At 63.4% G+C, this 24,742-nt stretch carries 21 protein-coding genes; 8 read left to right on the top strand and 13 right to left on the bottom strand.

The window, feature by feature from the left end:
- Window positions 1-4: 4 nt before the first annotated feature.
- From ACXHGZ_RS12355 to ACXHGZ_RS12335, 5 genes are all read right to left on the bottom strand, one after another.
- On the bottom strand, window positions 5-709 hold the full coding sequence (locus ACXHGZ_RS12355) for a hypothetical protein (RefSeq protein WP_480460088.1): 705 nt from the start codon (window positions 707-709) through the stop codon (window positions 5-7).
- Window position 710: 1 nt separating this feature from the next.
- Entirely contained in the window at window positions 711-1,733 is a 1,023-nt protein-coding gene (locus ACXHGZ_RS12350) for a hypothetical protein (protein WP_480460087.1), read from the bottom strand.
- Between the two features lie 350 nt (window positions 1,734-2,083).
- Window positions 2,084-2,887 carry a 2,5-didehydrogluconate reductase DkgB gene (gene dkgB / locus ACXHGZ_RS12345; RefSeq protein ID WP_480460086.1) on the bottom strand — a complete coding sequence of 268 codons (804 nt, stop codon included), beginning with the start codon at window positions 2,885-2,887 and terminating at the stop codon, window positions 2,084-2,086.
- A gap of 337 nt (window positions 2,888-3,224) precedes the next feature.
- Window positions 3,225-3,719, bottom strand: coding sequence for a DUF934 domain-containing protein (locus ACXHGZ_RS12340; RefSeq protein WP_480460085.1), 495 nt, complete (start codon window positions 3,717-3,719; stop codon window positions 3,225-3,227).
- Entirely contained in the window at window positions 3,703-5,355 is a 1,653-nt protein-coding gene (locus tag ACXHGZ_RS12335) for a nitrite/sulfite reductase (protein ID WP_480460084.1), read from the bottom strand. Before ACXHGZ_RS12335 ends, ACXHGZ_RS12340 begins: the two co-directional genes overlap by 17 nt.
- 216 nt (window positions 5,356-5,571) lie before the next feature.
- Between ACXHGZ_RS12335 and ACXHGZ_RS12330 the strand changes: the two genes are divergently transcribed.
- Window positions 5,572-6,651, top strand: a complete 1,080-nt coding sequence (locus ACXHGZ_RS12330; protein ID WP_480460083.1) for an ABC transporter substrate-binding protein — start codon at window positions 5,572-5,574, stop codon at window positions 6,649-6,651.
- A gap of 265 nt (window positions 6,652-6,916) precedes the next feature.
- Here ACXHGZ_RS12330 and ACXHGZ_RS12325 read toward each other — a convergent pair whose 3' ends face one another.
- Complete coding sequence (locus ACXHGZ_RS12325; RefSeq protein WP_224456143.1) at window positions 6,917-7,135, bottom strand: DUF2970 domain-containing protein; 219 nt, start codon at window positions 7,133-7,135, stop codon at window positions 6,917-6,919.
- 165 nt (window positions 7,136-7,300) lie between these two features.
- Window positions 7,301-11,008, bottom strand: a complete 3,708-nt coding sequence (gene metH / locus ACXHGZ_RS12320; RefSeq protein WP_480460082.1) for a methionine synthase — start codon at window positions 11,006-11,008, stop codon at window positions 7,301-7,303.
- A gap of 175 nt (window positions 11,009-11,183) precedes the next feature.
- Here metH and ACXHGZ_RS12315 point away from each other — a divergent pair, with 175 nt between their 5' ends.
- The 3 genes from ACXHGZ_RS12315 (at window position 11,184) to nfuA (ending at window position 15,384) form a co-directional block, all read left to right on the top strand.
- Complete coding sequence (locus tag ACXHGZ_RS12315) at window positions 11,184-13,484, top strand: fatty acid cis/trans isomerase (RefSeq protein WP_480464048.1); 2,301 nt, start codon at window positions 11,184-11,186, stop codon at window positions 13,482-13,484.
- Window positions 13,485-13,706: 222 nt separating this feature from the next.
- Complete coding sequence (locus ACXHGZ_RS12310; protein WP_324817711.1) at window positions 13,707-14,741, top strand: acyltransferase family protein; 1,035 nt, start codon at window positions 13,707-13,709, stop codon at window positions 14,739-14,741.
- Window positions 14,742-14,799: 58 nt separating this feature from the next.
- Window positions 14,800-15,384 (top strand): Fe-S biogenesis protein NfuA, encoded by a 585-nt coding sequence (nfuA, locus tag ACXHGZ_RS12305; RefSeq protein WP_043206916.1) that lies wholly within the window; start codon window positions 14,800-14,802, stop codon window positions 15,382-15,384.
- Window positions 15,385-15,535: 151 nt separating this feature from the next.
- Here nfuA and nudE read toward each other — a convergent pair whose 3' ends face one another.
- The 3 genes from nudE to ACXHGZ_RS12290 form a co-directional block, all read right to left on the bottom strand.
- Window positions 15,536-16,087, bottom strand: coding sequence for an ADP compounds hydrolase NudE (nudE, locus tag ACXHGZ_RS12300; RefSeq protein WP_480460081.1), 552 nt, complete (start codon window positions 16,085-16,087; stop codon window positions 15,536-15,538).
- 94 nt (window positions 16,088-16,181) lie between these two features.
- Window positions 16,182-17,309, bottom strand: a complete 1,128-nt coding sequence (locus tag ACXHGZ_RS12295) for a helix-turn-helix transcriptional regulator (RefSeq protein ID WP_480460080.1) — start codon at window positions 17,307-17,309, stop codon at window positions 16,182-16,184.
- A gap of 139 nt (window positions 17,310-17,448) precedes the next feature.
- Complete coding sequence (locus ACXHGZ_RS12290) at window positions 17,449-18,492, bottom strand: 3-ketosteroid-9-alpha-monooxygenase, oxygenase component (RefSeq protein ID WP_480460079.1); 1,044 nt, start codon at window positions 18,490-18,492, stop codon at window positions 17,449-17,451.
- A gap of 187 nt (window positions 18,493-18,679) precedes the next feature.
- On the opposite strand from ACXHGZ_RS12290, the gene ACXHGZ_RS12285 reads away from it, so the two are divergent.
- The 3 genes from ACXHGZ_RS12285 to ACXHGZ_RS12275 all read left to right on the top strand — a co-directional run bounded on the left by ACXHGZ_RS12285 (window position 18,680) and on the right by ACXHGZ_RS12275 (window position 20,689).
- The gene (locus ACXHGZ_RS12285; RefSeq protein ID WP_480460078.1) at window positions 18,680-19,510 is read left to right on the top strand and encodes an SDR family NAD(P)-dependent oxidoreductase; all 831 of its coding nucleotides are present in this window, start codon (window positions 18,680-18,682) and stop codon (window positions 19,508-19,510) included.
- Window positions 19,497-20,423 carry a LipP1 family hormone-sensitive lipase gene (lipP1, locus tag ACXHGZ_RS12280; RefSeq protein ID WP_480460077.1) on the top strand — a complete coding sequence of 309 codons (927 nt, stop codon included), beginning with the start codon at window positions 19,497-19,499 and terminating at the stop codon, window positions 20,421-20,423. The genes ACXHGZ_RS12285 and lipP1 overlap by 14 nt, the downstream gene beginning before the upstream one ends.
- Window positions 20,424-20,515: 92 nt before the next feature.
- The gene (locus tag ACXHGZ_RS12275; protein ID WP_172403065.1) at window positions 20,516-20,689 is read left to right on the top strand and encodes a hypothetical protein; all 174 of its coding nucleotides are present in this window, start codon (window positions 20,516-20,518) and stop codon (window positions 20,687-20,689) included.
- 5 nt (window positions 20,690-20,694) lie between these two features.
- Here the strand turns inward: ACXHGZ_RS12275 and ACXHGZ_RS12270 are convergent, their stop codons facing one another.
- On the bottom strand, window positions 20,695-21,285 hold the full coding sequence (locus tag ACXHGZ_RS12270; protein WP_480460076.1) for a TetR/AcrR family transcriptional regulator: 591 nt from the start codon (window positions 21,283-21,285) through the stop codon (window positions 20,695-20,697).
- 165 nt (window positions 21,286-21,450) lie between these two features.
- Here ACXHGZ_RS12270 and ACXHGZ_RS12265 point away from each other — a divergent pair, with 165 nt between their 5' ends.
- Complete coding sequence (locus ACXHGZ_RS12265) at window positions 21,451-23,208, top strand: FAD-dependent oxidoreductase (RefSeq protein ID WP_480460075.1); 1,758 nt, start codon at window positions 21,451-21,453, stop codon at window positions 23,206-23,208.
- Window positions 23,209-23,330: 122 nt separating this feature from the next.
- Here the strand turns inward: ACXHGZ_RS12265 and ACXHGZ_RS12260 are convergent, their stop codons facing one another.
- Window positions 23,331-24,089, bottom strand: coding sequence for a glucose 1-dehydrogenase (locus ACXHGZ_RS12260; protein WP_480460074.1), 759 nt, complete (start codon window positions 24,087-24,089; stop codon window positions 23,331-23,333).
- Between the two features lie 60 nt (window positions 24,090-24,149).
- Window positions 24,150-24,656, bottom strand: coding sequence for a VOC family protein (locus tag ACXHGZ_RS12255; RefSeq protein ID WP_480460073.1), 507 nt, complete (start codon window positions 24,654-24,656; stop codon window positions 24,150-24,152).
- Window positions 24,657-24,742: the final 86 nt, after the last annotated feature.

The following is a 24,742-nucleotide window of genomic DNA, read 5'->3' as shown; positions in this document are numbered from 1 at the left end:
TGACCTATCGTTGCCTGCTGACGAGGTTGTTGAAGGCGATGAACAGGCGTGCGGCCCAAGAACGGGCGCGTATGGCTTGGATTTCTTCGAGGTTGGAGAAGGTGTAGCGCACGCCCTTGCGGCGTTCTTCTGCGCGTAGGTGGGCTAGGCCGGCTACTGTGCGCCAGATGCTTATGATCACAATCGAAGGTAGGATTATGCACATCACAAGCGTCGCGGTGGGATATTCAGTCAACAATGGGCCAACAGCGCCACTGCTAAGAGTAGAAAGACCAGCCCAAACTGGAGAAACATAGTGGCTTCGGCGAGAAGTGACATGAACTCTTCCATCGCGTATCTCGTAAGGCAAAGTTTTCAATTTTAAACGGGAAGCTAGGACGTAAGTCATCCCGGTCAGAAGCTGTGCAGCGAAAAACAACAAAAAGCCTAGAAGCCATCCCCACCTTGCGGAGGCGAGAGTGTAGGTATACGTGCCAAATATGAAGACGAACATAGAGAACAAATAGATTATGAGCTGCACGCAAAAATAACTATAACTATCACTTACATAAGCACACTGGCTTCTCGTCCAAAGTATGAAAGCAGAAGCAATTAGAGCAGGTGCAAGCAGCCACTCGGACTCCATGCAGGCAAGGAGCAGACAAGCGACTGTAAACATCATGCCGTAGCGAGTAGCCTTGAAAACTTCATAGGCCTCCGAAAATGGCATTTCACATCCTGCCTCTTGTTAGCCAATCACCATATTTTTTGTCTAACCCGCGCTCGAGGAATATCTTTTGAGCTATTGTGCTAGCTATGAAAGACATGCCGATTACAATTACTAATGGGGCCCCAATTGAGCTAAGCGCTACCGTAGCCAACACGCCCCCAGCAAAGGCCGCTGCATTAGCGGATTGGCTATACGCAGACCGCTCCCAGAACTCACCTAATGACTGGGAAGCCCTGGCATCGATAACGGCTTGTGGGCCGAACGACAATAGAGCACCCACTGCATTGCTTGAAATAATCTTCGCGAATCCCTGCGAGCCATAGGTTCGTGGATCAAGCCCTACGCGACTGTTCAGTAATCGTTGAGCCTGGTGAACCGGCATATGGATATTGTTCCCCACCCGCAACGACCTGATGTTGTAATAGGCCGCCCCCTTCATCACCGGCACCTGGAACTTGAGTGCACCGCCCACGTGCACCAACGTGATCCGGCGCTGAAACGACTTGCGCGCTGAGCGGCTGCCTGCACGGCCGCGCTCCGCGGCCCAGGCCTTGAGGTCTTTCTTCAGAGGTTCGGGCAGGTCCAGCAGGTCGATCAAGCGCTTGGTGTTCGACGCCGCATACACCAGATGGATGACAGTGCCCAGCGTGCTGGGGAGGCTGGCGGGAGAGAACCAGAGCGGCCCTAGGGTCGGGATTGACTCGGCGCGTTCGCGCAGGGCTTCCAGCTCCTGGACAGTATTCTGGCCGGCGTTTTCCAGCCTGGCGAACAGGCTGAGCAGGAGTGTAAGCGACTCCTGGGCCTCGTCTGCCGACATCTCAGCGTCGGGCATCGCTAGCTCATTGGCCAGGAACATCGCTGCACTGTAGTCGTCGGTGTTATACCAGCCTTCGATATCGATCAATGACGGGAAGGCCCGAGCGGCGAGCAGTTCAGGCCAGGGCAATTCGCCTTTGCCGAGTAGGCCGCGGGGGTTTTCGCCCCAGGGGTTGGTGCGTGTGCAAAGCGGGGGGATGTAGTACATGGTCTGCATTCCTTACTGTGCATGTTGATTCATGCCCTGCGTCCTGCAGGAATGGGTAAGTGGTGTGCAGAGAAGTAGAAAATAGCAAGGAACTTCAGTCAATGAACTACACGTTGTTTTTGACTGGGTAAATTTTAATTGCGTATTTCGAAATGTAGGACGTTAATTGATTTGTTGTGGGAATGGTCTTTGTTGTAGGTTTTATTGCGCGTGGTGCTTGCCGTTTTTAAAAGGGTAGTGTTGGGGGATGGGGGTATAAGGGGCTGCTTTGCAGCCCATCGCGGCACAAGGCCGCTCCTACAGACCCATCGCGGCCTTGTGCCGCGATGGGGTGCCAAGCTGTGGGGTGGTCAGTCCCAGGTCGGCGCCAGGCCGTCGGGGCTGACTTCACGGCCATTGCGCTCGAGCGTGGCTATACGTGCCATGTCTTCGTCGTCCAGGCGCAGGTCGCGGGCGAGCAGGTTGCTGGCCAGGTTTTCCGGCTTGGTGGAGGATGGGATGACCGCGTAACCCAGTTGCAGGGCCCAGGCCAGAGCAACTTGTGCCACGGTGGCCTTGTGCTTGGCGGCGATCTCGGCGAGCAGCGGGTCCTTGAGCACCTTGCCGTAGGCCAGGGTCATGTAGGAGGTCACTGCAATGCCTTGCGCCTTCAGGAAGGCGGTCAGCTTGGTATTCTGCAGGTACGGGCTGAGCTCGATCTGGTTGGTCGCGATCTCGCCTTCGCCAACCACTTCGATGGCCTGACGGGTCAGCTCGATATTGAAGTTGGAGACGCCGATCTGGCGGGTCAGGCCTTGTTTCTTGGCTTCGGCCAGGGCAGTCATGTATTCGACCAGTTCGACGCCATTACCCGGCGCCGGCCAGTGGATCAGCAGCAGGTCGACATAGTCGGTGCGAAGCTTGGCCAGGCTTTCGCGCAGGCTGGGGATCAGCTTGTCGGCCGCGTAGTTGTCGACCCAGATCTTGGTGGTAATGAACAGCTCGCTACGGGGCACGCCGCTTTCGGCGATGGCCTGGCCGACGTCGGCTTCGTTGCCGTAGATCTGCGCGGTGTCGATGACGCGGTAGCCCAGCTCCAGTGCGGACTTGACCGAGTCGATGACGGCCTGGCCGGTAAGGCGGAAGGTGCCGAGGCCGAAGGATGGAATGCTCATGGATCTGCTCCTGGTGAGTGAGGGGGAACCGAACCGAGCTTGGTCGCTGGGGTTCGATCTCGCTTCGTGTGGGATGCAGTGTGCGGGTTTCGGGGGGATAGATTAAGGCAGGGCAGGGCCAAGGTCATTTGATTCACGATCAAGAATCAACAATCAAGTCGTGATTTTGTTGCGGGGAAATCGATTTATCCAGCGATGGCCTATTCGCGGGTAAACCCGCTCCCACACAGTAGCTGTTACCGCAAAAGGACCGACGACGCTGTACCCGCGTAAGAGCCGACACAGAAAACGAAACGGCCCGCCATAGAGGCGGGCCGTCTGGCATCGCAGGCGACGATCAGCGGCGACGGAACAGCGGCAGCGGCTCGTCGGTGGCGCCCTGGTAGGTCACCGAGAAGTCCTTCAGACCTTGCAGCGCGTCTTCCGGGTCCTTATCGGCGCGGATGGCGAAGGCGTCGAAGCCGCAGCGGGCCATGTAGAACAGTTGGTCGCGCAGCACGTCGCCGATGGCGCGCAGCTCACCCTTGAACTTGTAGCGGTCACGCAGCAGGCGCGCATTGGAATAGTTGCGCCCGTCTGTGAACGCCGGGAAGTTCAGGGCAATGACCTGGAAGTGCTGCACGTCGTCACCGATTTCCTCGGCTTCCTCGTCGCTGTCCAGCCACACACCCAGGCCGCCGTCGCGGGCCTTGAGGGCATGGGCATGGTCGCGCCACATCTGCAGGGGGACGATGTAGTCGTCGCAGTTGGTCAGCTCGTCGAACGAAGTGTCCTTGGGCAACAGGTGCCAGGTTTCGTCGACCAGTTGGTTGTTCTTAATGATTCGCTGCATAGACGCGTTCCTTGAAAGGGTCGATACCGATGCGCTGGTAGGTGTCGATGAAGCGTTCTTCCTCGGTACGTTGTTCCACGTACACGTCGATCAGCTTCTCGATCACGTCGGCCATTTCGTCCTGGGCGAAGGATGGGCCGAGGATCTTGCCCAGGCTGGCATCGCGCGCGGCATTGCCGCCCAGGGAAACCTGGTAGAACTCCTCGCCCTTCTTGTCCACGCCGAGGATGCCGATGTGGCCGACGTGGTGGTGACCGCAGGCGTTCATGCAACCAGAGATGTTCAGGTCGATCTCGCCGATATCGAACAGGTAGTCCAGGTCGTCGAAGCGGCGCTGGATGGACTCGGCGATCGGGATCGACTTGGCGTTGGCCAGGGAGCAGTAGTCGCCGCCCGGGCAGCAGATGATGTCGGTCAACAGGCCGACGTTCGGCGTGGCGAAGCCCAGCTCGCGCAGTTCCAGCCACAGGGCGTGCAGCTGGCGCTGCTCGACATCGGCGAGGATGATGTTCTGCTCGTGGGACGTACGCAGGAAGCCGAAGCTATAGCGCTCGGCGAGGTCGGCCACGGCGTCGAGCTGTTTGTCGCTGATGTCGCCCGGGGCGACGCCGGTGGGCTTGAGCGACAGGGTGACGGCCACATAGCCAGGTTTCTTGTGGGCGCGGGTGTTGCGCGCACGCCAGCGGGCGAAGCCTGGGTAGTCCTGGTCGAGCGAGGTGTAATCAACGTTGTCCAGGGCCAGGTAGGCCGGGTCGACGAAGTGGCGCGAGACGCGCTGCAGTTCCGCTTCGGTCAGGGTGGTCGGGCCGCCGCGCAGGTGGACCATCTCGGCCTCGACCTTCTCGGCGAACACTTCAGGCGTCAGGGCCTTGACCAGGATCTTGATCCGCGCCTTGTACTTGTTGTCACGGCGACCGTAACGGTTGTACACGCGCAGGATGGCATCCAGGTAGCTGATCAGGTCCTGCCAGGGCAGGAACTCATTGATGAACGAGCCCACCACTGGAGTACGGCCCAGGCCGCCGCCGACCAGGACGCGGAAGCCCAGCTCGCCGGCCTCGTTGTACACAGGCTCCAGGCCGATGTCGTGCACTTCGATGGCCGCGCGATCTTCCTTCGAGCCGTTGATGGCAATCTTGAACTTGCGCGGCAGGTAGGCGAATTCCGGGTGGAAGGTGGTCCACTGGCGGACGATCTCGCACCACGGGCGAGGGTCGATCACCTCGTCGGCGGCGACACCGGCGAACTGGTCGGTGGTGGTGTTGCGCAGGCAGTTGCCGCTGGTCTGGATCGCATGCATCTGCACGGTGGCCAGCTCGGCCAGGATATCCGGGATGTCTTCCAGCGCCGGCCAGTTGAACTGCACGTTCTGGCGGGTACTGATGTGGGCGTAGCCCTTGTCGTAGTCGCGGGCGATCTTGGCCAGCACGCGAACCTGACGGGCGTTGAGCTGGCCATACGGCACGGCGACCCGCAGCATCGGGGCGAAACGCTGGATATAAAGGCCGTTCTGCAGGCGCAGAGGGCGGAATTCTTCTTCGCTCAGCTCACCGGCCAGGTAGCGGCGGGTCTGATCCCGGAACTGCTTGACGCGGTCCTCGATGATCCGCTGGTCGTACTCGTCGTATACGTACATATAAGTCCTGTCTCAGGCTGCAGGCAGCAATTCGCGCGCACGGCCGCGCACTCCGCATCGGAGCCGAGGCACGATATCAGGTTGTGTTTATGCGCTAAAGTGATGTTTTTGCATATGAAAAGAACCAATTGGACTAAGTGAGACTGACTGCCATTTGCTCGCGCAAGCACAGGGTCTGTTTATAATCCCGGGTTTGCTTCGCAGGGATGTATTCGCATGCTCAAGGCCTTGTGCCGGGGCCTGTGCCTGAGCCTGCCCTTGGCAGCGGCGAGCGCACAGGCCGCCTCCGTGGTGTTCCTCAACCCGGGCTATTCCAACGAAACGTTCTGGGTGGGTTATTCACGCTTCATGCAGGCGGCGGCCGATGAGTTGGGCATGGACCTGCAGATCGAATACAGCGAGCGGCGTACGGACCTCGCCCTGACCCAGGCCAAGGCCGTGCTGGCAGGCCCCCGGCGGCCCGATTATCTGGTGCTGGTCAACGAACAGTATTTGGCCCCTGAAATCATTCGTCTGTCTCGAGGCCTTGGGGTCAAGTTGTTCCTGGTCAATAACGGCTTGACCCAGGCCCAGGCGCAGAGCGTCCAGGCCCAGCCGGACAAGTATGCGCCCTTGCTCGGTACCCTGACCGGCAACGATGAGCAGGCCGGGTACCAAATGTTGCGGGAGATGGTCGCGCTGTTACCGCCAGGTGCCGGCCCGGTGGACCTGGTGGCGTTCGCCGGGGTCAAGACCACGCCGGCGTCGCAGTTGCGCGAGCAGGGTATGCGCCGCGCCCTGGCCGACCTTCCCCAGGTGCGCCTGCGCCAGGTGGTCTACGGCGGCTGGAGCCGCCAGCGTGCCTACGAGCAGGCCCAGGTGCTGCAGGCGCGTTACCCGCGCACGCAACTGGTGTGGTCGGCCAACGACGAGATGGCCTTCGGGGCCATGCAGGCCTTCGAGGAGGCGGGGCGCAAGCCTGGCCGGGACGTGATCTTCAGTGCTATCAACAGCTCGCCCGAGGCCCTGCGCGCCCGTATCGAAGGGCGCCTGGGGGTGCTGATGGGCGGGCATTTCACCTTGGGCGGCTGGGCCATGGTGATGCTTCACGATGACGCCCAGGGGCTGGCGATCAACCGTGATGGGCTGGCCGAGCACCACATTCCGGTGCTGCAATTGATCGACCAGGCCAAGGCGCGGCGTTGGCTTGACCTGCTGCAGCAGGACGACCTGGGCGTCGATTTTCGCCGTTACAGCGCCCAGGGCCGCCCGGTCGACTTTCACTACCCTTTCCTGACGTCGCCCGTCGAGTATTGAAAACCCTGCTTGAGGGAAGGGCATTGCTGGTCTTAACTGCTGGTTGAAGTGCATTCCCATAACCACTACAAGAGGCAATGCAATGGGAAATTCGACCAAGTTGCGCAAAGCTGACAGCAGTGTCGACGCCTGGGCGATCCTCTGCCTGATCATCCTCGTCGTCGTGGCCGCCGTGTATTGGGTCAGCCACCAGTAACGCCGAACCTAAGACCATGAGCAAAACCAGAACCGCCCGCGGAAGGGATATCCGCGGGCGGCATGCGTTCTAGCGAGCGGTCAGGTGCAGGGCCAGTTGCACCAGGCCCACCAGCACGAGGATGAAAACCAGGGTGAACAAGGTGCCCAGCACGATGAAGTGGCTGGCCTTGCCGTGGGTGAAGTCGCGGGCGCGGTTCTTGCCGCTTTGCACGCCGAAGGCGGCGGCGAGGATGCTTTGCAGCATCTGCCAGAAAGTGGGGGCTTTGCCTGGGTCGTTGTCGTCCATGAAGGGCTCCTTGAAACAGAGGCAATCAGGGACAGTGTAGACAGGTGTATGGGGGGCTGCCTTGCAGCCCTTTCGCGGCACAAGGCCGCTCCTACAAGGCTGGCGCATCATCCTGTAGGAGCGGCCTTGTGCCGTGAAAGGGCCGCAAAGCGGCCCCATGCACGATCAGCTGTCGTAACCCAGGTTAGGCGCCAGCCAGCGCTCGCTCACGCTGACGTCCTGCCCCTTGCGCGCGCTGTAGCGCTCGATCTGGTCCTTGTCGACCTTGCCCACGGCGAAATACTGGGCCTGAGGATGGGCAAAGTACCAGCCGCTCACCGCTGCCGCCGGGAACATGGCGAAGTGCTCGGTCAGGTATACGCCGCTGGGGCCGGCCTCGCCGATGGCGGTGCCATCGAGCAGGCGGAACAGCGTGGCCTTCTCGGTATGGTCCGGGCAGGCCGGATACCCCGGGGCAGGGCGGATGCCGCTGTACTGCTCCTTGATCAGCGCCTCGTTGTCCAGCTGCTCGTCCTTGGCATAGCCCCAGTACTGCTTGCGCACTTGCTCGTGCAGCCATTCGGCGCAGGCCTCTGCGAGGCGGTCGGCCAGGGCCTTGACCATGATCGAGTTGTAGTCGTCGCCCTTGTCCTGGTAGGCCTTGGCCACCTCCTCGGCGCCGATGCCGGCGGTGGTGATGAAGCCGCCGACATAGTCGGTCAGGCCGCTGTCCTTGGGCGCGACGAAGTCGGCCAGGGAGAAGTTGGGCTTGCCATCCGGCTTGATGGTCTGCTGGCGCAGGTGGTGCAGGGTGGCCAGTTTCTCGCCGTTGTCGCCGTACACCTCGATGTCATCATGGGCGACTTGGTTGGCCGGCCAGAAGCCGAACACTGCCCGGGCACTGATCAGCTTCTCGTCGATCAGCTTGTCGAGCATCTCGCGGGCGTCCTTGTACAGCGCCGTGGCGGCCTCGCCGACCACCTCGTCGGTGAGGATGCGCGGGAACTTGCCGGCCAGGTCCCAGGAGATGAAGAACGGCGTCCAGTCGATGTATTCGGCCAGCACGCGCAGGTCGATGTCTTCCAGCACCTTGACGCCGGTGAAGGAGGGCACCGCCGGGGTGTAGCCAGCCCAGTCGTATTGCGGCTTGGCGGCGATGGCCTGGTCGTAGCCCAGGCGTTCGGTCCGGGCGCTGCGGTTGGCGGTGCGCTCGCGCACCTCCACGTATTCCTGGCGGGTCTTCTCGACGAAGGCCGGCTTGAGTTCCTTGGACAACAGCTGGGTAGCCACGCCCACCGCGCGCGAGGCGTCAGTGACGTAGACCACGGCGTCATTGCTGTACTTGGGCTCGATCTTGACGGCAGTGTGTGCCTTGGATGTGGTGGCGCCGCCGATCATCAGCGGCAGGTCGAAGCCTTGGCGCTGCATCTCGCGGGCGACATGGACCATCTCGTCCAGCGATGGGGTGATCAGGCCGGAGAGGCCGATGATGTCGCAGTTCTGCTCGCGGGCGGTCTGCAGGATCTTCTCGGCGGGCACCATCACGCCCAGGTCGACGATGTCGTAGCCGTTGCAACCGAGCACCACGCCGACGATGTTCTTGCCGATGTCGTGCACATCGCCCTTGACCGTGGCCATGAGGATCTTGCCCTTGGCCTCGGGGGTGTCGCCTTTCTCGGCCTCGATGAAGGGGATCAGGTGGGCCACGGCCTGCTTCATCACCCGGGCGGACTTGACCACCTGGGGCAGGAACATCTTGCCGGCGCCGAACAGGTCGCCGACCACGTTCATGCCGCTCATCAGCGGGCCCTCGATGACCTCGATGGGGCGCGCGCACTGCAGGCGGCACTCCTCGGTGTCCTCGACGATGAAGGCGGTGATGCCCTTGACCAACGCGTGCTCAAGACGCTTTTCCACCGGCAGCGTGCGCCATTCTTCGTTTTCCACTTCCTTGGCCGCGCCGCCGCCCTTGTAGTCGTCGGCAATGGCCAACAGGGCGTCGGTGCCGTGCGGGGTGCGGTTGAGCACCACGTCCTCGACCTTCTCGCGCAGCGCGGCGGGGATCTCGTCGTAGATCTCCAGCTGGCCGGCGTTGACGATGCCCATGGTCAGGCCGTTCTTGATAGCGTGGTAGAGGAATACCGAGTGGATCGCCTCGCGCACCGGGTTGTTGCCGCGGAAGGAGAACGACACGTTGGACACGCCGCCGCTCGACAAGGCGAATGGCAGATGGTCGCGGATGTAGGCGCAGGCCTCGATGAAGTCCACGGCATAGTTGTTGTGTTCCTCGATCCCGGTGGCCACGGCGAAGATGTTCGGATCGAAGATGATGTCTTCCGGTGGGAAGCCCACTTCATTGACCAGGATGTCGTAGCTGCGCTGGCAGATCTCCTTCTTGCGCGCGGCGGTGTCGGCCTGGCCGACTTCGTCGAACGCCATCACCACCACCGCGGCGCCATAGCGCTTGCACAGGCGGGCGTGATGCTTGAACTGCTCGACGCCTTCCTTCATCGAAATCGAGTTGACGATGCCCTTGCCCTGGATGCACTTGAGACCAGCCTCGATCACCTCCCACTTGGAGGAGTCGATCATGATCGGCACCCGGGAGATGTCCGGCTCGCCGGCGATCAGGTTGAGGAAACGGACCATGGCAGCCTTCGAATCGAGCATGCCTTCGTCCATGTTGATGTCGATCACCTGGGCACCGGCCTCGACCTGCTGCAGGGCCACTTCCAGGGCTTCGGTGTAGTTCTCCTCGCGGATCAGCCGGGCGAACTTGGCGGAGCCGGTGATGTTGGTGCGCTCGCCGACGTTGACGAACAGCGACTGGCGATCGATGGTGAACGGCTCCAGGCCCGACAAGCGGCAGGCCTTGGGGATGTCCGGGATATGACGGGGCTTGTACTTGGCCACGGCCTCGGCGATGGCCTGGATGTGCGGTGGGGTGGTGCCGCAGCAGCCGCCGATGATATTGAGGAAGCCGCTGGCGGCGAACTCCTCGACCACCGCGGCCATTTCCGCCGGGGTTTCGTCGTATTCGCCGAAGGCGTTGGGCAGGCCGGCGTTGGGGTGGGCCGAGACGTGGGTGTCGGCCTTGGTGGCCAGCTCTTCCAGGTACGGGCGCAGGTCCTTCGCGCCCAGGGCGCAGTTCAGGCCCACCGAGATCGGCTTGGCGTGGCGCACCGAGTTCCAGAACGCCTCGGTGGTCTGCCCGGACAGGGTGCGACCGGAGGCGTCGGTGATGGTGCCGGAGATCATGATCGGCAGCTCGACGCCGTCTTCCTCGAATACCTGCTGCACGGCGAAGATCGCCGCCTTGGCGTTGAGGGTATCGAAGATGGTCTCGATCAGCAGCAGGTCGGCGCCGCCCTCGATCAGGCCTCGGGTGGCCTCGGTGTAGTTCTTCACCAGCTCGTCGAAGGTGACGTTGCGGTAGCCTGGGTCATTGACGTCCGGCGAGATCGAGCAGGTGCGGCTGGTCGGGCCGAGCACGCCGGCGACGAAGCGGGGCTTGTCCGGGGTTTCCAGGGTCTTGGCGTCGGCGACCTGGCGGGCGATGCGCGCACCTTCGACGTTCAGTTCGTACACCAGCGCTTCCATGCCGTAGTCGGCCTGGGAAATTTGCGTGGCGTTGAAGGTGTTGGTCTCGAGGATATCGGCGCCGGCGTCGAGGTAGGCCTTCTCGATCGAGGCGATGACATCGGGCCGGGTGAGCAACAGCAAATCGTTGTTGCCCTTGACGTCGCTTGGCCAATCGGCGAAGCGCGTGCCACGATAGTCGTGTTCCTCCAGACGGTAGCTTTGGATCATAGTACCCATGCCGCCGTCGAGGATCAGTATGCGCTCCTTGAGTGCGTGCTGGAGTGCTTGGAAACGAGCGCTGCGGTCGGACATAGGAACTACCTGGTCGGGCAAATTTCGGAAGGTGCTGAATAATAACAAAGCTGCACGGATTTTAGACGTGTTGGCCATTTGCATGAATTTGCTTCATGTTGACGGGCACGTAGCAAGCACCCAGGGACCGGACAGGCAAATCGTGATGGCTTTCAAGAACCAGGACATTCGGCACATGGTGCATCGTTTACTTGCTGGCGCCTTCGCCCTGCTCATCAGCGGCGTGGCGGTCGGGCAAGCCCCCCAATCGAGCTCGGCGATTTCATACACCCGGGACATCCAACCCATCTTCACCGAGAAATGCGTGGCCTGCCATGCGTGCAACGACGCGGCCTGCCAGCTCAAGCTGGAAAGCCCCGAAGGCGCGGTGCGCGGCGCGTCCAAGACGCCGGTGTACCAGGGCGAGCGCAGCAAGGCCGTGCCGACCACGCGCCTGTTCTACGATGCCCACAGTGAAGAGGCCTGGCGCAAGAAGGGCTTCTATTCGGTGCTCGACAACCAGGGCAGCCAGGCGGCCTTGATGGCGCGCATGCTCGAGTTGGGCCACCGTACACCGCTCACGCCCAATGCCAAGCTGCCCGAGGAAATCGTCCTGGGGTTGAACCGCAACAACATGTGCCCCTTGCCCCACGAGTTCGATGCCTACGCCGGCGCCCATCCGAAAGAGGGCATGCCGTTGGCGGTCACCGGCCTGACCGATACCGAGTACCAGACGATGCAACGCTGGCTGGCTGCCGGTGCGCCGGTCGAATACCAGCCGATCCAGCCAAGCCCGGCCGAGGCCAGGCAGATCGCCGAATGGGAAGAGCTGTTCAACCGCCCCGGCTCCACCGAGGCGCTGGTCGGCCGTTGGCTGTACGAGCACCTGTTCCTGGCGCACATCCATTTCGTTGGCGGTGAGCCAGGCCACTTCTTCCAGTGGGTGCGTTCGCGCACGCCCAGCGGCCAGCCGGTCGACCTGATCGCCACGCGCCGCCCCAACGACCCGCCGGGCACCGATTTCTACTATCGCCTGGTTCCGGTGCAGGGCGTGATCGTGCACAAGACCCACATCACCTACCCGATGGGCCCGCAGAAGCTAAAGCGGGTCAAGCAGCTGTTCTACAGCGGCGATTGGCACGCCACCGCCTTGCCCGGCTACGGCCCGCGCCACCGCTCCAACCCGTTCGAGACCTTCGAAGCGATCCCGGCGGTGGCGCGCTACCAGTTCATGCTGGATAACGCCGAGTATTTCGTGCGCACCTTCATTCGCGGCCCGGTGTGCCGTGGTCAGATTGCCACCGATGTGATCCGCGACAACTTCTGGGCGCTGTTCCAGGAGCCGGCGCATGATCGCTATGTCACCGATGCCCAATACCGCGGCGAGGCCACGCCATTGCTGGCGATGCCCGGGCAGATCGACGACGTGGGCAGCGTGCTGAGCCTCTGGCACGCCTACCGCGACAAGCGCAACGAGTACGAGAAGCTGCGCCGCAAGGCCTATGCCGACATGCCGGCTCCAGGCTGGTCTACCTTGTGGGCCGGCAACGACAACGCGTTGCTGACCATCTTCCGCCACTTCGACAGCGCTGCAGTGAGCAAGGGCCTGATCGGTGACGTGCCGCTGACCATCTGGCTGTTCGACTACCCGTTGTTCGAGCGTACCTATTACCAGCTGGCGGTGAACTTCGACGTATTCGGCAACGTTTCGCACCAGTTGCAGACGCGCTTGTACTTCGACCTGATCCGCAACGGCGCCGAGGTCAACTTCCTGCGCCTGATGCCAGCCGACCAACGTGGCGCGATCCTCGGCGACTGGTACCAGAACAGTGGCAAGGTGAAGATGTGGCTGGACTACGAGGACATCGACACCAGCACCCCGAGCGGCCTGGTGCTCGATACCAAGAACCCCAAGCGTGACTTTGGCCTGAAGCTGCTGCAGCGTACCGGCAGCCTCAATGCCGCCCCTGACCCGATCAACCGCTGCCAGGGCGCCCACTGCTCGCGCGCGCAGATGAGCGCCGAGTTCCAGGACGCCGAGCAGAGCCTCAGCCGCCTGGTATCGCGCCCGGCCGCTGGCCTCAAGGTGATCGGCCAGTTGCCGGAGGCGACCATGCTGCGCATCGAAGGGCAGGGCGGCCAGCGTCAGGTCTACAGCCTGCTGCGCAACCGCGCCCACAGCAACGTGGCCTTCCTGCTGGGTGAGGCCTACCGCTACCAGCCAGGGCTGGACACCCTGACGTTGTACCCTGGCGTGCTCAGCAGCTACCCGAACTTCATCTTCAACATCCCTACCCGGGATGTGCCGGAGTTCGTCGAAGACATGGAGGCGGCGCGCGACGATACCGCCAAGTTCGAACGGATCGTCCAGCGCTGGGGCGTGCGCCGCAGCCACCCGCAGTTCTGGCGCTACTTCCACGACCTGAACGCCTTCATCAAGGAGACCGAGCCGGTGGAGGCGGGGGTGCTGGACATGAACCGCTACGAGAACCTTTGATCGATTGCCGGGGAGGGCGCCTGACCTTTCCCGGCTTTTTGCAGTCGGACCCCTGGGTGGTTCCGGATGCAAATGGGGCTGCGTTGCAGCCCATCGTGGGACAAGCCCGCTCCTACAGGGATCGCCACAAACCTTGTGGGAGCGGGCTTGTCCCGCGATCGAGCGCGAAGCGTTCGCCTACCTGCACTGGGCCTCAATGCACCGAAAACCGCAGGAACCGACATGCTGTATTCGCTTCAGGCTCTCCGGGCGTTCGCCGCCTGGGTGGTTGTGTGCCACCACTTCATGCAAATCTTCTTCGACTTCCACGCCACCGGCCCCATCGGCCAACTGCTTGCCGACCGGGGCGCTGTTGGCGTGGACATCTTCTTCGTCATCAGTGGCCTGGTGATCTATCTCTCGACCCGCGACAAACCCATGGCGCCCGGGCAGTTTCTGCTCAACCGGGTATTGCGCATCGTGCCAGCCTACTGGTTCTACACGCTGCTCATGGGCGCGCTGATGCTGGTGGCCAGCCGCTGGATGCCGCACCAGGTGTTCGATTGGCAGCACCTGCTGCTGTCATTGCTGTTCATACCGGCCGAGAACCCCGGCGGCTACGGCTTGTACCCGACCCTCAACGTCGGTTGGACACTGAATTTCGAGATGTTCTTCTACCTGCTGTTCGGCCTGGCTTTCCTGGTGCGGCGGCGCCACCACCTGTTGCTGGTCACTGGCGCACTGTTGTTGGTCAGCGAGGTGCTGGGGCGGGTCGGGGTGCTCAGTCGTTTCTACAATAACGGCATCATTTATGAATTCCTGCTGGGTATCGGCATCGGCGTGCTGTATCGCCGGGGCCTGGTGCGCGAAGGGCTGTGGCTGCCACTGCTGGTGCTTGGCCTGGCCGGCCTGGCCCTCTATCACCTGGATGCCTCGGTACGCTTGCTGCACTGGGGCCTGCCCAGCGCGCTGGTGGTGCTGGCCTTCGTCGCGCTCGAGCCGTACTTCCACGGCAACCGTGCACTCAAGGCCCTGGGCGACTGCTCCTATTCGGTGTACCTGATGCATGTGCTGGTGCTGTATGGTGGCTGGTTCGCCAGCCAACGCCTGGGCCTGGACCCCTACGGCGTGTTCGTCGCCTGTGTGCTGTCCATTGGACTAATGTCGTGGCTCAGCTACCAGTGGCTCGAACGTGGCCTGCACCGGCGCCTGCAGGCCTGGTTGCAGGCGCGCGGGGAGCAACGGCAGGCGTTCGCGCTTTCCCGAGTCAAATACTAGGACTTTGTTCGAAGGCCAGGTTGGCGTACACTTGGCCGCAAGTCTGTGAGGAACTTCCATGAGCGCTATAACCATTACCGACGCCGCCCATGATTACCTGGCCGATCTGCTCTCCAAGCAGAACACTCCGGGTATCGGCATTCGTATTTTCATCACCCAGCCGGGTACCCAGTACGCCGAAACCTGCATCGCCTACTGCAAGCCGGGCGAAGAGAAGCCCGATGATACCGCCGTCGGCCTGAAGAGCTTCACCGCCTACATCGACGCGGTCAGCGAACCATTCCTCGAGGACGCACTGGTCGACTACGCCACCGACCGCATGGGCGGCCAGCTGACCATCAAGGCGCCGAACGCCAAGGTGCCGATGGTCAACGAGGACAGCCCGCTCAACGAGCGCATCAACTACTACCTGCAGACCGAGATCAACCCGGGCCTGGCCAGCCACGGCGGTGCCGTGAGCCTGGTGGACGTGGTCGACGACGGCATCGCCGTGTTGCAGTTCGGTGGCGGGTGCCAGGGCTGCGGCCAGGCCGACGTCACCCTCAAGGACGGTATCGAGCGCACCCTGCTCGAGCGCATCCCGGAGCTCAAGGGCGTGCGCGACGTGACCGACCACAGCAACAAGGAAAACGCGTACTACTGATCCTGTTCGCAGGTCAACAGTCTGGGGCTGCTGTGCAGCCCTTTCGCGGCGCAAGGCCGCTCCTACAGAAGCTGCGCCGCGCCAGGGCTGGACAGGTTTTTTTTGATCTTGTGGGAGCGGGCTTGTCCCGCGATGGGGACTGGCGCCGATATCAGGTACGCTGCGCAAGCGCGCCCATGGCCATGAACAGCGCGGCGATGGCCCGGGCTTCATGCAGTTCGCCACGCGCCACCAAGGCAGGGACCTCGGCCCACGGCACCATCACGCATTCCAAGGGCTCAGGCTCGTCACCCCCATCATGGCTGCAGGGGCTGAGTTGTTCGGCCAGTACCACCCGGCAGCGGTGGCACAGATGCCCAGGCGCCAGGGTCAGCTCGCCCAGCTCGGTGAGGCGGCTGGCACGCAGGCCTACTTCTTCCCCCAGTTCCCGCTGCGCCGCCTCCAGGTAGCTTTCCCCCGTGTCGGCTCCGCCCTTGGGCAGGCCGAGGATGGTTCCTTCCACACCCACGGCGTATTCACGAACCATCAGCACATGCGCAGGATCAGGCATGACCACCAGCAGCACCGAGCGGTAGCCGGTGCCGCGCAAGCGCTCGTACACCCGGCGCTGCCCATTGCTGAACTGCAGGTGCAGGGCTTCGATCTGGAAATGGCTGCTTTCGGCCAGCAGTTCGGTCTTGAGAATGGTAGGGCTCTGGCGCATGGCGGGGCCTCTGCAAACGGTAGGCGTCAGCGCTACTGTGCGCCGCCTGCCGGCGCCTGCCATCGTCCGAGCGGACGATGGCAGCCACACGGCGTCAGCCGAGGGTGGCGACGCTGCGCAGGATCAAGCGCACGAGCATGGTCTGGCGGGTGACGCCGGTCTTGGAGAAGGTCGAGCGCAGGTGCGCCCGCGAGGTGTTGCGGCTGATGCCCAGCTCCTCGGAGGCTTCGTCCAGGGTCAGGCCGTTGGCCAACAGCATGGCCAGCTGGGTTTCGGCAGGGGTGAAGTCGAACAGCGCGCGGACGATTTCCTGGGGCGCCGAAGATTGCTGCTCCGGGTCGCTGATGAAGATCACCACCGTCGGGCACTGCTTGCCTTCGCTCCATGCGGCCAGGGGCACCGAACGCACGATGATGCCGAGGTCTGCGCGCCCGGATGGGCGCTTGACGCGCATGGCCTCGACCACCGAGGCCTGGTTGCCTTTCTGGGAGAGCATGGCTTGGCGCACCAGGCGGCGAAACTCCTGGGTGTCGCGAGCGCTGCCGACCTGTAGGCCGTCATTGACCTGTTTGATCCCGTCCTTCTCCTGCAGCAGCCGTTCGGCCACCTGGTTGGTCTGCAGGACCTTGCCGGTCTCGTCGAGGATGATGGTGCCCACGGCCATCTGGTCGACGGCACCGGCATACAGGTTGCGTTCGGTCTCGATGCGGTTGAGCTGCATGTGCACCTTGACCGAACGTTCCAGGTGCGGGATGAAACGCGCCAGCAAATGCTTCTCGGAGTCGACGAAGGCTGGGTCGTCGCGCCCGCGGCTGATGCGCAGGCGGCATTGGGCGCCGTCGCTGGTATTGATGTCCACGCCCAGGATATGGAACACGTCCACCGGCTCCAGGAAGTTGCGGAAGAACTCCGACTGCTTGAGCTCGGCATCCGGCAGGTAGTCGGCCAGGGCGACCACCTCGCGGTTGGGCAGGCCGACGAATGGGTCCAGAGCGTAGAAATGCTTGTTGTAGGAGGTGGTGGCTTCCGTGGACGTGCCGTTGGTGCTGACCATCAGGCCATCGACCTGGCTGCTGGGCGGGCGCAGGATGAACGTCACGTGCTTGCTGTGCAGAAGGCTGTTGAGCTGCGTAAGGAAGGTCACCCAGGGGATGTTCTCCAAGGGGCCCTGGTAGAGCTGGCCGACCAGCTCGCTGAAGTCTTCGAGCGTGAGACTCTGCATGGGTGGGTACCGATTTTCTTGTTATTAGCATTGGCGTCGGCGAGCATAAACGGCGTCCTTGTCCGCGCGCAATGTCATGTTGCAAGGCCCGGCCAACGGTCGGAACCGACCGTGCCGGGTTGTGCCAGGGGTGTCGCTGTCAGGCGCGCTCGCCGCTGCGTACGACGAACTGCTTGCTGTCACGGGTGTCATCGGCCAGCAGTTCGACATCGGTATAGAACTGCTCGTACCAGCGGCGCAGCTGGTACACCGGGCCGTCGCCGTCGCACAGCAGTGGGTTGTCGACGCGGGTCTTGGTGTGCCAGATGGCCACATCCTCATAGAACGCCGCCTGGGCCTGTTGCACATAAGCCTTGGCGATGGCCTGGTTCTCTTCCTCGCTCAGCCCCGGGATCTTCTTCACCAGCACGCCATAACGCAGGGTGAAGCTGTTCAGGTCGATCGGCACATGGCAGTTGAGGAGGATCGAATGGATCGGCTGGCCGCCCATGGCACCGGTCATCTCGGTGATCTGGTAGGCCGGGCCATAGTAGGTGGCCACGGTGTTCAGCTCGCTGTCGCCAGACAGGCGCTCGCTGCGTGCACGCATGATCTGGGACGCGGTGTGGCCCTCGAAGACGTTGCTGAATTCATCGACCGGCGCGCCATGCACAGTGCCGAAGTGCGCCATGTCGGCCACGTTGTCGATCAGCTCGCGGCAGTTGGTATCGATCTTCAGCTCGGCGATTTCCCAGTGCGCCCAGGCTTCGTCGTAGCAGGCATCGATGCGCGGGATGGCCTGTTCGGCGATCGGCGGGTTGCCTTGCGGGTCGTTCCAGACGAACAACAGGTGGTTCTGCTCCATGATCGGCCAGCGCTTGATCTTGGCCCGTGGCGGGATGCGCTTGGCGTAGGGAATGTCGTCGCACACGCCTTCGGCGTTCCAGCGCCAGCTGTGGAAGGGACAGCGGATGGCGTTGCCTTCGATGCAGCCGGTGCTCAGGTCGGCGCCCATGTGCGGGCAGTAGCCGTCGAGGATGTTCAGCTGGCCGTCTTCGCCCTGGAAGGCCACCAGGCGGGTGCCGAACACGTCCAGGCGATGGGCCTTGCCATCGCGGTACTGGGCGGCCAGGCCCAGGCAGTGCCAACCGCGCGCGTAGCGGTCCTCCAGCAGTTTGGCTTCGATACGGTGCAGCGTGCTCATGTTGTTGTTCTCCATGCTGTGTAGGGGCCGCCGACTGTTTCGCGCCATTGCGGTCACTGGCGACATGTCTGGCTGTACCAAGTCGATTCTGCCGCCCATGGCGTAGCGGTCATCGTCTGAACGGACGATGGCTGGCGTCGGCCGGGCCGATCTACTGGCAGCCATCAGCCACGGGCAGGAGAACAAGATGGCGGGACAGGTAGCAGTGATCACCGGTGCGGCCAGCGGTATCGGCCGGGGCCTGGCCGAGCATGCGGCGCAGCTGGGCCTGCGCCTGGTGCTGGCGGATGTCGATGAGCGCAGCCTCGTGGCCTTGGCCGCATCGCTGCAGGGGCAAGGGGCTGACGTGCTGGCCTGCGTCACTGACGTGGGCGATGCCGAACAGGTCGCGCGGTTGCGCGACGCGGCGGTGGCGCGCTTCGGCGGCGTCGACCTGTTGTTCAACAACGCCGGCGTGATGCAGACCGGCTACAGCTGGGAAATCGACGCTGCGCAGTGGCAGCGCATGCTCGACATCAACCTGCGCGGGGTGATCAACGGCGTGCGCTGTTTCGTGCCGCTGCTGCTGGCCCAGGGGCGCCCGGCCCATGTGATCAACACCGCCTCGCTGGCCGGCCTGATCAGCAGCCCGATGCTCGGCCCCTACAACGTGACCAAGCAAGCGGTGGTGGCGTTGTCCGAGACCCTGCACTACGAGCTGCTGCAACTGGGGGCGCCGGTGTCGGTCTCGGTGCTGTGTCCGGGGCCGGTGGCCAGCGCCATCATGGCCTCGGATTCGGCAGGCGAGGGCCCTGCGGCGTCGCTGAACGCCATGCTCGATTCCAGCATCCGCGCCGGCATGGCGCCGCGTGAGCTGGCCGCTCTGGTGTTCGAGGCGATCGCCCAGCAGCGTTTCTGGATTCTCCCACACAAGGATTTCAAGCCCGCCCTGGAACTGCGCCTGCGCAGCATCCTCGAGGAAACCAACCCACGTTTTGCCATGGTCGACGTACAAGGAGAGACCCATGCCGCTCGATAGCCAGCTTGCCGCCGTGCTCCAGGGCTTCACCGCCCAAGGCGAGCCCGACTACGCCAGCCTCGACGCCCGTCAGTATCGCCTGCATGCCGACAACCTGATGCCGCCGTTGCCGGGGGCCGACATGGCGGAGGTTCGCGAACTGCAGGTCGCAGGTGCCGCAGGCATGCTGGCGGCGCGCCTGTATCGGCCGGTGGCGCGGGACGACTTGCCGCTGCTGGTGTTTTTCCATGGCGGGGGCTTTGTCATCGGCAACCTGGACACCCATGACAATCTGTGTCGTACCCTGGCCCTGGAAACCAGCGCTGTGGTGGTGTCGGTGGCCTATCGCCTGGCGCCGGAGGCCCGTTTTCCGGCAGCTCCGGAGGACTGCTACGCCGCGACGTGCTGGCTGGTGGAACGTGCTCAGGACCTTGGCGTGGATGGCAGCCGCGTGGCGCTCGCCGGTGACAGCGCCGGGGGCAACCTGGCCATCGCGGTCAGCCGCCTTGCCCGTGAGCGACAAGGGCCGGCCATCCGTCATCAGTGCCTGTTCTACCCGGTCACGGACGCTGCCTGCGACAGCGCTTCCTATGCCGACTTCGCCGAAGGCTACCTGCTTTCCCGAGCCATGATGGGCTGGTTCTGGGCGCAGTACCTGGAGCATGCCGGGCAGGGCGATGACCCCCTGGCTTCGCCCCTGCGCGATGAGTACCTGCAAGGGCTGCCGCCCACCACCTTGCTGACCGCCGAGTACGACCCCTTGCGCGATGAAGGCGAGGCCTTCGCCGAGCGCCTGCAGGCCGCAGGTGTGGCGGTGCGCCTGGCGCGTTGCGAGGGCATGGTGCATGGGTTCGTCAGCATGGCGCCGTTCGTCGAGGCGGCGGCCCGTGCCTTGCAGGGCGCCTGCGCCGATATCCGCCGGGCATTGTACTGAGCGTTGCCGCCTCGTCCGTTTGGACGAGGCGGGCGGCGCGCGGCAATTCTAGTCTGGCTTCACACGTCCCCCTCCTGCGTAGAGGAATGGCCATGAAAACAACAACAAGATGCTGCCTGACCCTGATCGTGTGTGCCTTCGCTGCCATCTATGTGGCTGCGTTGACACGCCCCCTGCCCATGCCATTGAGTGTGGCCTATTACTGCCAGCCCAACTTCCAGCCCTGCTACATGCCGGTGCCCAGCGCCATGCGCCTGCTGCCGTGAACGTTTTACGCGGCGAGGTGGAGCAACAGGCGCACCTGGTTGCGGATCTGCGCTTCTTCGGCGGGTACCAGGCAATAGGCCAGGCATAGCCGGCTGACCAGGGCAACGCAGTCGGTCAAGTTGGCAGCACCGCCGTGGCGTGCGGCACAGGCCTCGAACGGGCCGGCCAGCACTTGCTGCCACAGCGGCGCGATGTCCTCGAGGATATAGGCGAATACCTCGGGGCTGGCCGCCTTGGCCAGGTAGCCCTGGTGAAAACCACCCCGATGCTGGTCGCGGTAGCGCACGGCGAAGCACAGGCATTCCTCCAGGTAGCGCTCGAAGTTGTCTTCGAAGGCGCTCAATTGCTGCTGCATGGCGCTGAAAAACGCGGCGTTCTCGCTGCTGATCACGGCCTGGACCAGCTCGTGCTTGGTTGCGAAGTAACGGTACAGCGTGCGCCGGGAAATATTCGCGCGGCGGGCCACGTCATCGATGGCGAAGCCGTCTGGGCCCAGTTCGATCATCGCAGCCAGTGCGCATTCCAGGATCTGCTGACGCCCTTGCTCGGCACTGTCCATGCGGCTGGCGTCACCCCAGCGCAGTTGTCGGGTCATGGCGACACACCTTCATCTGTTCTCGATCGACCGCGATTGTCGCAGCAAATGGCACGGCTGCAAATTTTTGTGACATGCAATGACTCAAATTGTAAATGATGTGACATAGTGGTTTTCCATGGAATGCCATGCGGCCCTGTGGCCGCCAACGGGGGAGGTGCATCGATGAACAATGACAACACCCATGCCGTGCACTGGGATGCCGTGTACGACGTGGTCGTGGTCGGCTCTGGGGCCGGAGCCATGACCGCAGCGCTACGGGCCCATGATCAGGGCCTGTCGGTACTGATGGTGGAAAAGGCGGCTGAGTACGGGGGCACCACGGCGATTTCCGGCGGGGGTATCTGGATCCCGTGCAACGACCAGATCGAAGGGCTCGGCGGCAGCGACTCACGGGAAGAAGCCCAAGCCTACTTGCGTGCGACTGTAGGTGAGGACTATGACCCTGCGCGCATGGAGGCCTACCTGGAACAGGGGCCGAGGATGGTCGGTTACCTGGCCGCCCAGGCCCAGACCTACTTCCGAGCAGTGCCGCGCTACCCTGATTACTACCCCGAGCTCGAGGGCGGTAAGCCTGGCTATCGCACCATGGAGCCGGCCAGCTTCGATGCGGCGCGCCTGGGCGAGGAATTCCAACGCCTGCGTGCGCCGTCGCCCGCGACCTTGATCGCCGGGCGCATTGCCATGACCCAGGTGGAGGCCCATACCATCCTGGCCAAGGAACCCGGCTGGCTCTGGCTCACCGCGCGCCTGGGCCTTGGCTACATGGCTGACCTGCGTTGGCGCCGACGCACGCCCCGGGATCGACGGCTGACCCTGGGCAACGCCTTGGTCGCCAGCCTGCGTGCGGCGATGCTGGCGCGGGGTATCGAGTTGTGGTTGCAGACGCCGATGCGCGCCTTGCACAGCCATGGCGGCAAGGTCAGCGGCGTGCTGGTCGAACGCCAGGGCAGGCCGCTGAATGTGCGGGCCGCATTCGGCGTCATCCTGGGGTGCGGTGGTTTCGAGGCCAACCAGTTGATGCGTGAGCAATACCTCCCCAGCCCGACCCGTGCCGAATGGACTGCGGCACCGCCGATCAACAATGGCGACGGGATCCGCGCGGGCTTGGAGCAGGGCGCCGGGCTGGCGTTGATGAGCCATACCTGGGGCGCGCCCACCGTGCATGTGCCGGGCGAGGAGAAGCAGCGCGCGTTGTTCGTCGAACGGGCATTCCCCCGCTGCATCATGGTCAACGTCAACGGCCGGCGGTTCGTCAACGAGGCCGCGCCCTATCCGGACATCATCTACGCGATGTACACCGACCAGCAGCTCAGCGGGGCCAACGTGCCGGCGTGGCTGATCTTCGATGCCGAATACCGCAAGCGCTACCCCTGCGGCGTGCTATTGCCTGGCTCGGTACAGCCGGACAGCAAGATCCCCGAGGGCTGGCTGGACAAAGTGATCTACCGCGCCGACAGCCTGGCGGCATTGGCGGGGAAGATCGGGGTGGATGCCGCGGGGTTGGAGCAGAGTGTACGCCGCCTCAACCAGCAGGCCGCCCAGGGTGTCGACGAGGACTTCGGCAAGGGCGCCAGCCTGTTCGACCGTTACTACGGCGACAGCAACTGCCGGCCTAATCCGTGCCTGGGGCCGCTGGAGCGGGCGCCTTACTATGCGCTGCGTATCGATGCCGGTGAACTGGGCACCAAGGGGGGGCTGTGCACCGATGCCGATGCTCGCGTGCTGCGCCCTGACGGCTCGGTGATCGAGGGCCTGTACGCTATCGGCAACACCAGTGCGGCACTGATGGGCAAGACCTACCCGGGCCCAGGCTCGACCATCGGCCCGGCCATGACCTTCGGCTACATCGCGGCGAACCACCTGGCGCGCCAGGTACCCATCGAACAGCCGGACATGCTGACCGAGGGCGCCGTGCGTTGACTCAATCGCGGGACAAGCCCGCTCCCACCGAGATTGCGCCGCTTTCAAGACTTGCGGAGTCCCTGTGGGAGCGGGCTTGTCCCGCGATCAAGGGCGCCGCCCTTGCCAGGCGACCCCGCAGGTCAACCGAACGTGGTCCCCGCCAGCATGCCGCCGTCGATGATGAACTCCGAACCCGTGCAATAGCTGGACTCGTCGCTGGCCAGGAACAGCACCAGGTTGGCGACTTCTTCCGGCTGGCCGATGCGCGGGATCGGCAAGCCCTTGTAGACCTGCGCCGGGTCGAAGTCGGCCATTTCCGGCGGTCGCGCCATCACGGTGTCGATCCCTCCCGGGTGCACCGAATTGACACGAATGCCGCTGGCACCGAGCTCCAGCGCTGCCGACTTGGTCATGCCGCGCACGGCGAACTTGCTCGCCGAATAGGCCGTGCCATAGGCCACACCCTCCATGCCGGCAGTCGACGACACATTGATGATCGAACCGCCGCCCGCCTGGCGCATGGCGGCCAGCACCGACTTCATGCCCAGCCAGCAGCCGACCTGGTTGACCTCGATGACCTGCCGATAGTCCGCCAGCGAACAATGGTCCAGCGGCGCCATGCGCAGGATCGCGGCATTGTTGACCAGCACATCGAGCTTGCCGAAGTGCGCAACCGTGACCTCCACGGCAGCCTGCCACTGCTCGGCACTCGTCACGTCCAATGGCTGGAAGCGCGCCGCGTCGCCCAGTTCGGCGGCCAGGGCCCGGCCTTCCTGCTCGAGCACATCGGCGATCACCACCTGCGCACCTTCGGCGACGAAGCGCCGGGCCTCCGCCGCGCCCTGGCCGCGTGCTGCGCCCGTGATCAGGGCAACTTTGCCTGCCAATCGACTCATCATGAAAGCTCCTTTCTTGTGGGGAAATGGCCCAGGCGCCCTGCACCTGGGCAGGGGGAACACTCAGGCGCCGATGACACGGATCGGCTGTTCGCCATCCCAGTCACGTGCCTGAGCGATGCCGTGGTCGATCATCTGGCGCAGGCCTGCGCCCTCGATGACTTCGAACAGCACGCCAGGCTCGGCGGGGTTTTCCAAATAGCACACGCGGGTGGCGGCATTGCCGGCTTCGAACACCGGCTGCAGTCCGCGCTCGCGCAGGCCGGTGATGGCGCTGTCAAGGTCGTCGACCAGCCAGGCCATGTGGTGCATGCCCTGGACGCCACGGTAAGGCGAAGGGCCCTGGCTGGTGGTCTGGATCAGTTCGATTTGCAGGTCACCGCGGTACGCGAGGCCTACGTTCATGCTCACCTGCACCGGTTGGCCGTAATAGGTGCCCTGCAGCTGGATGTCGCGGAACACTGTCCAGGGTCCGACGCCCAGATGTTGCAGCCAGTGGTGGATGCTCTGGTCGAGGTTGTCGACCACGAAGCCGATCTGGTCGAAGGCCTGTGTGGCGCAGTAGTGCATCGGGGCATCCTTTATGTGGCACATATTTATATTTGTGTGACTTGTATTGGCACAAAATATATAAAATGTGTCATTGTGGGTCGACC

It is taken from the genome of Pseudomonas shiyinii (assembly GCF_056725765.1).
Note: the sequence above shows the minus strand (reverse complement) of the source record. Positions and strands in the feature narration are given on the sequence as shown.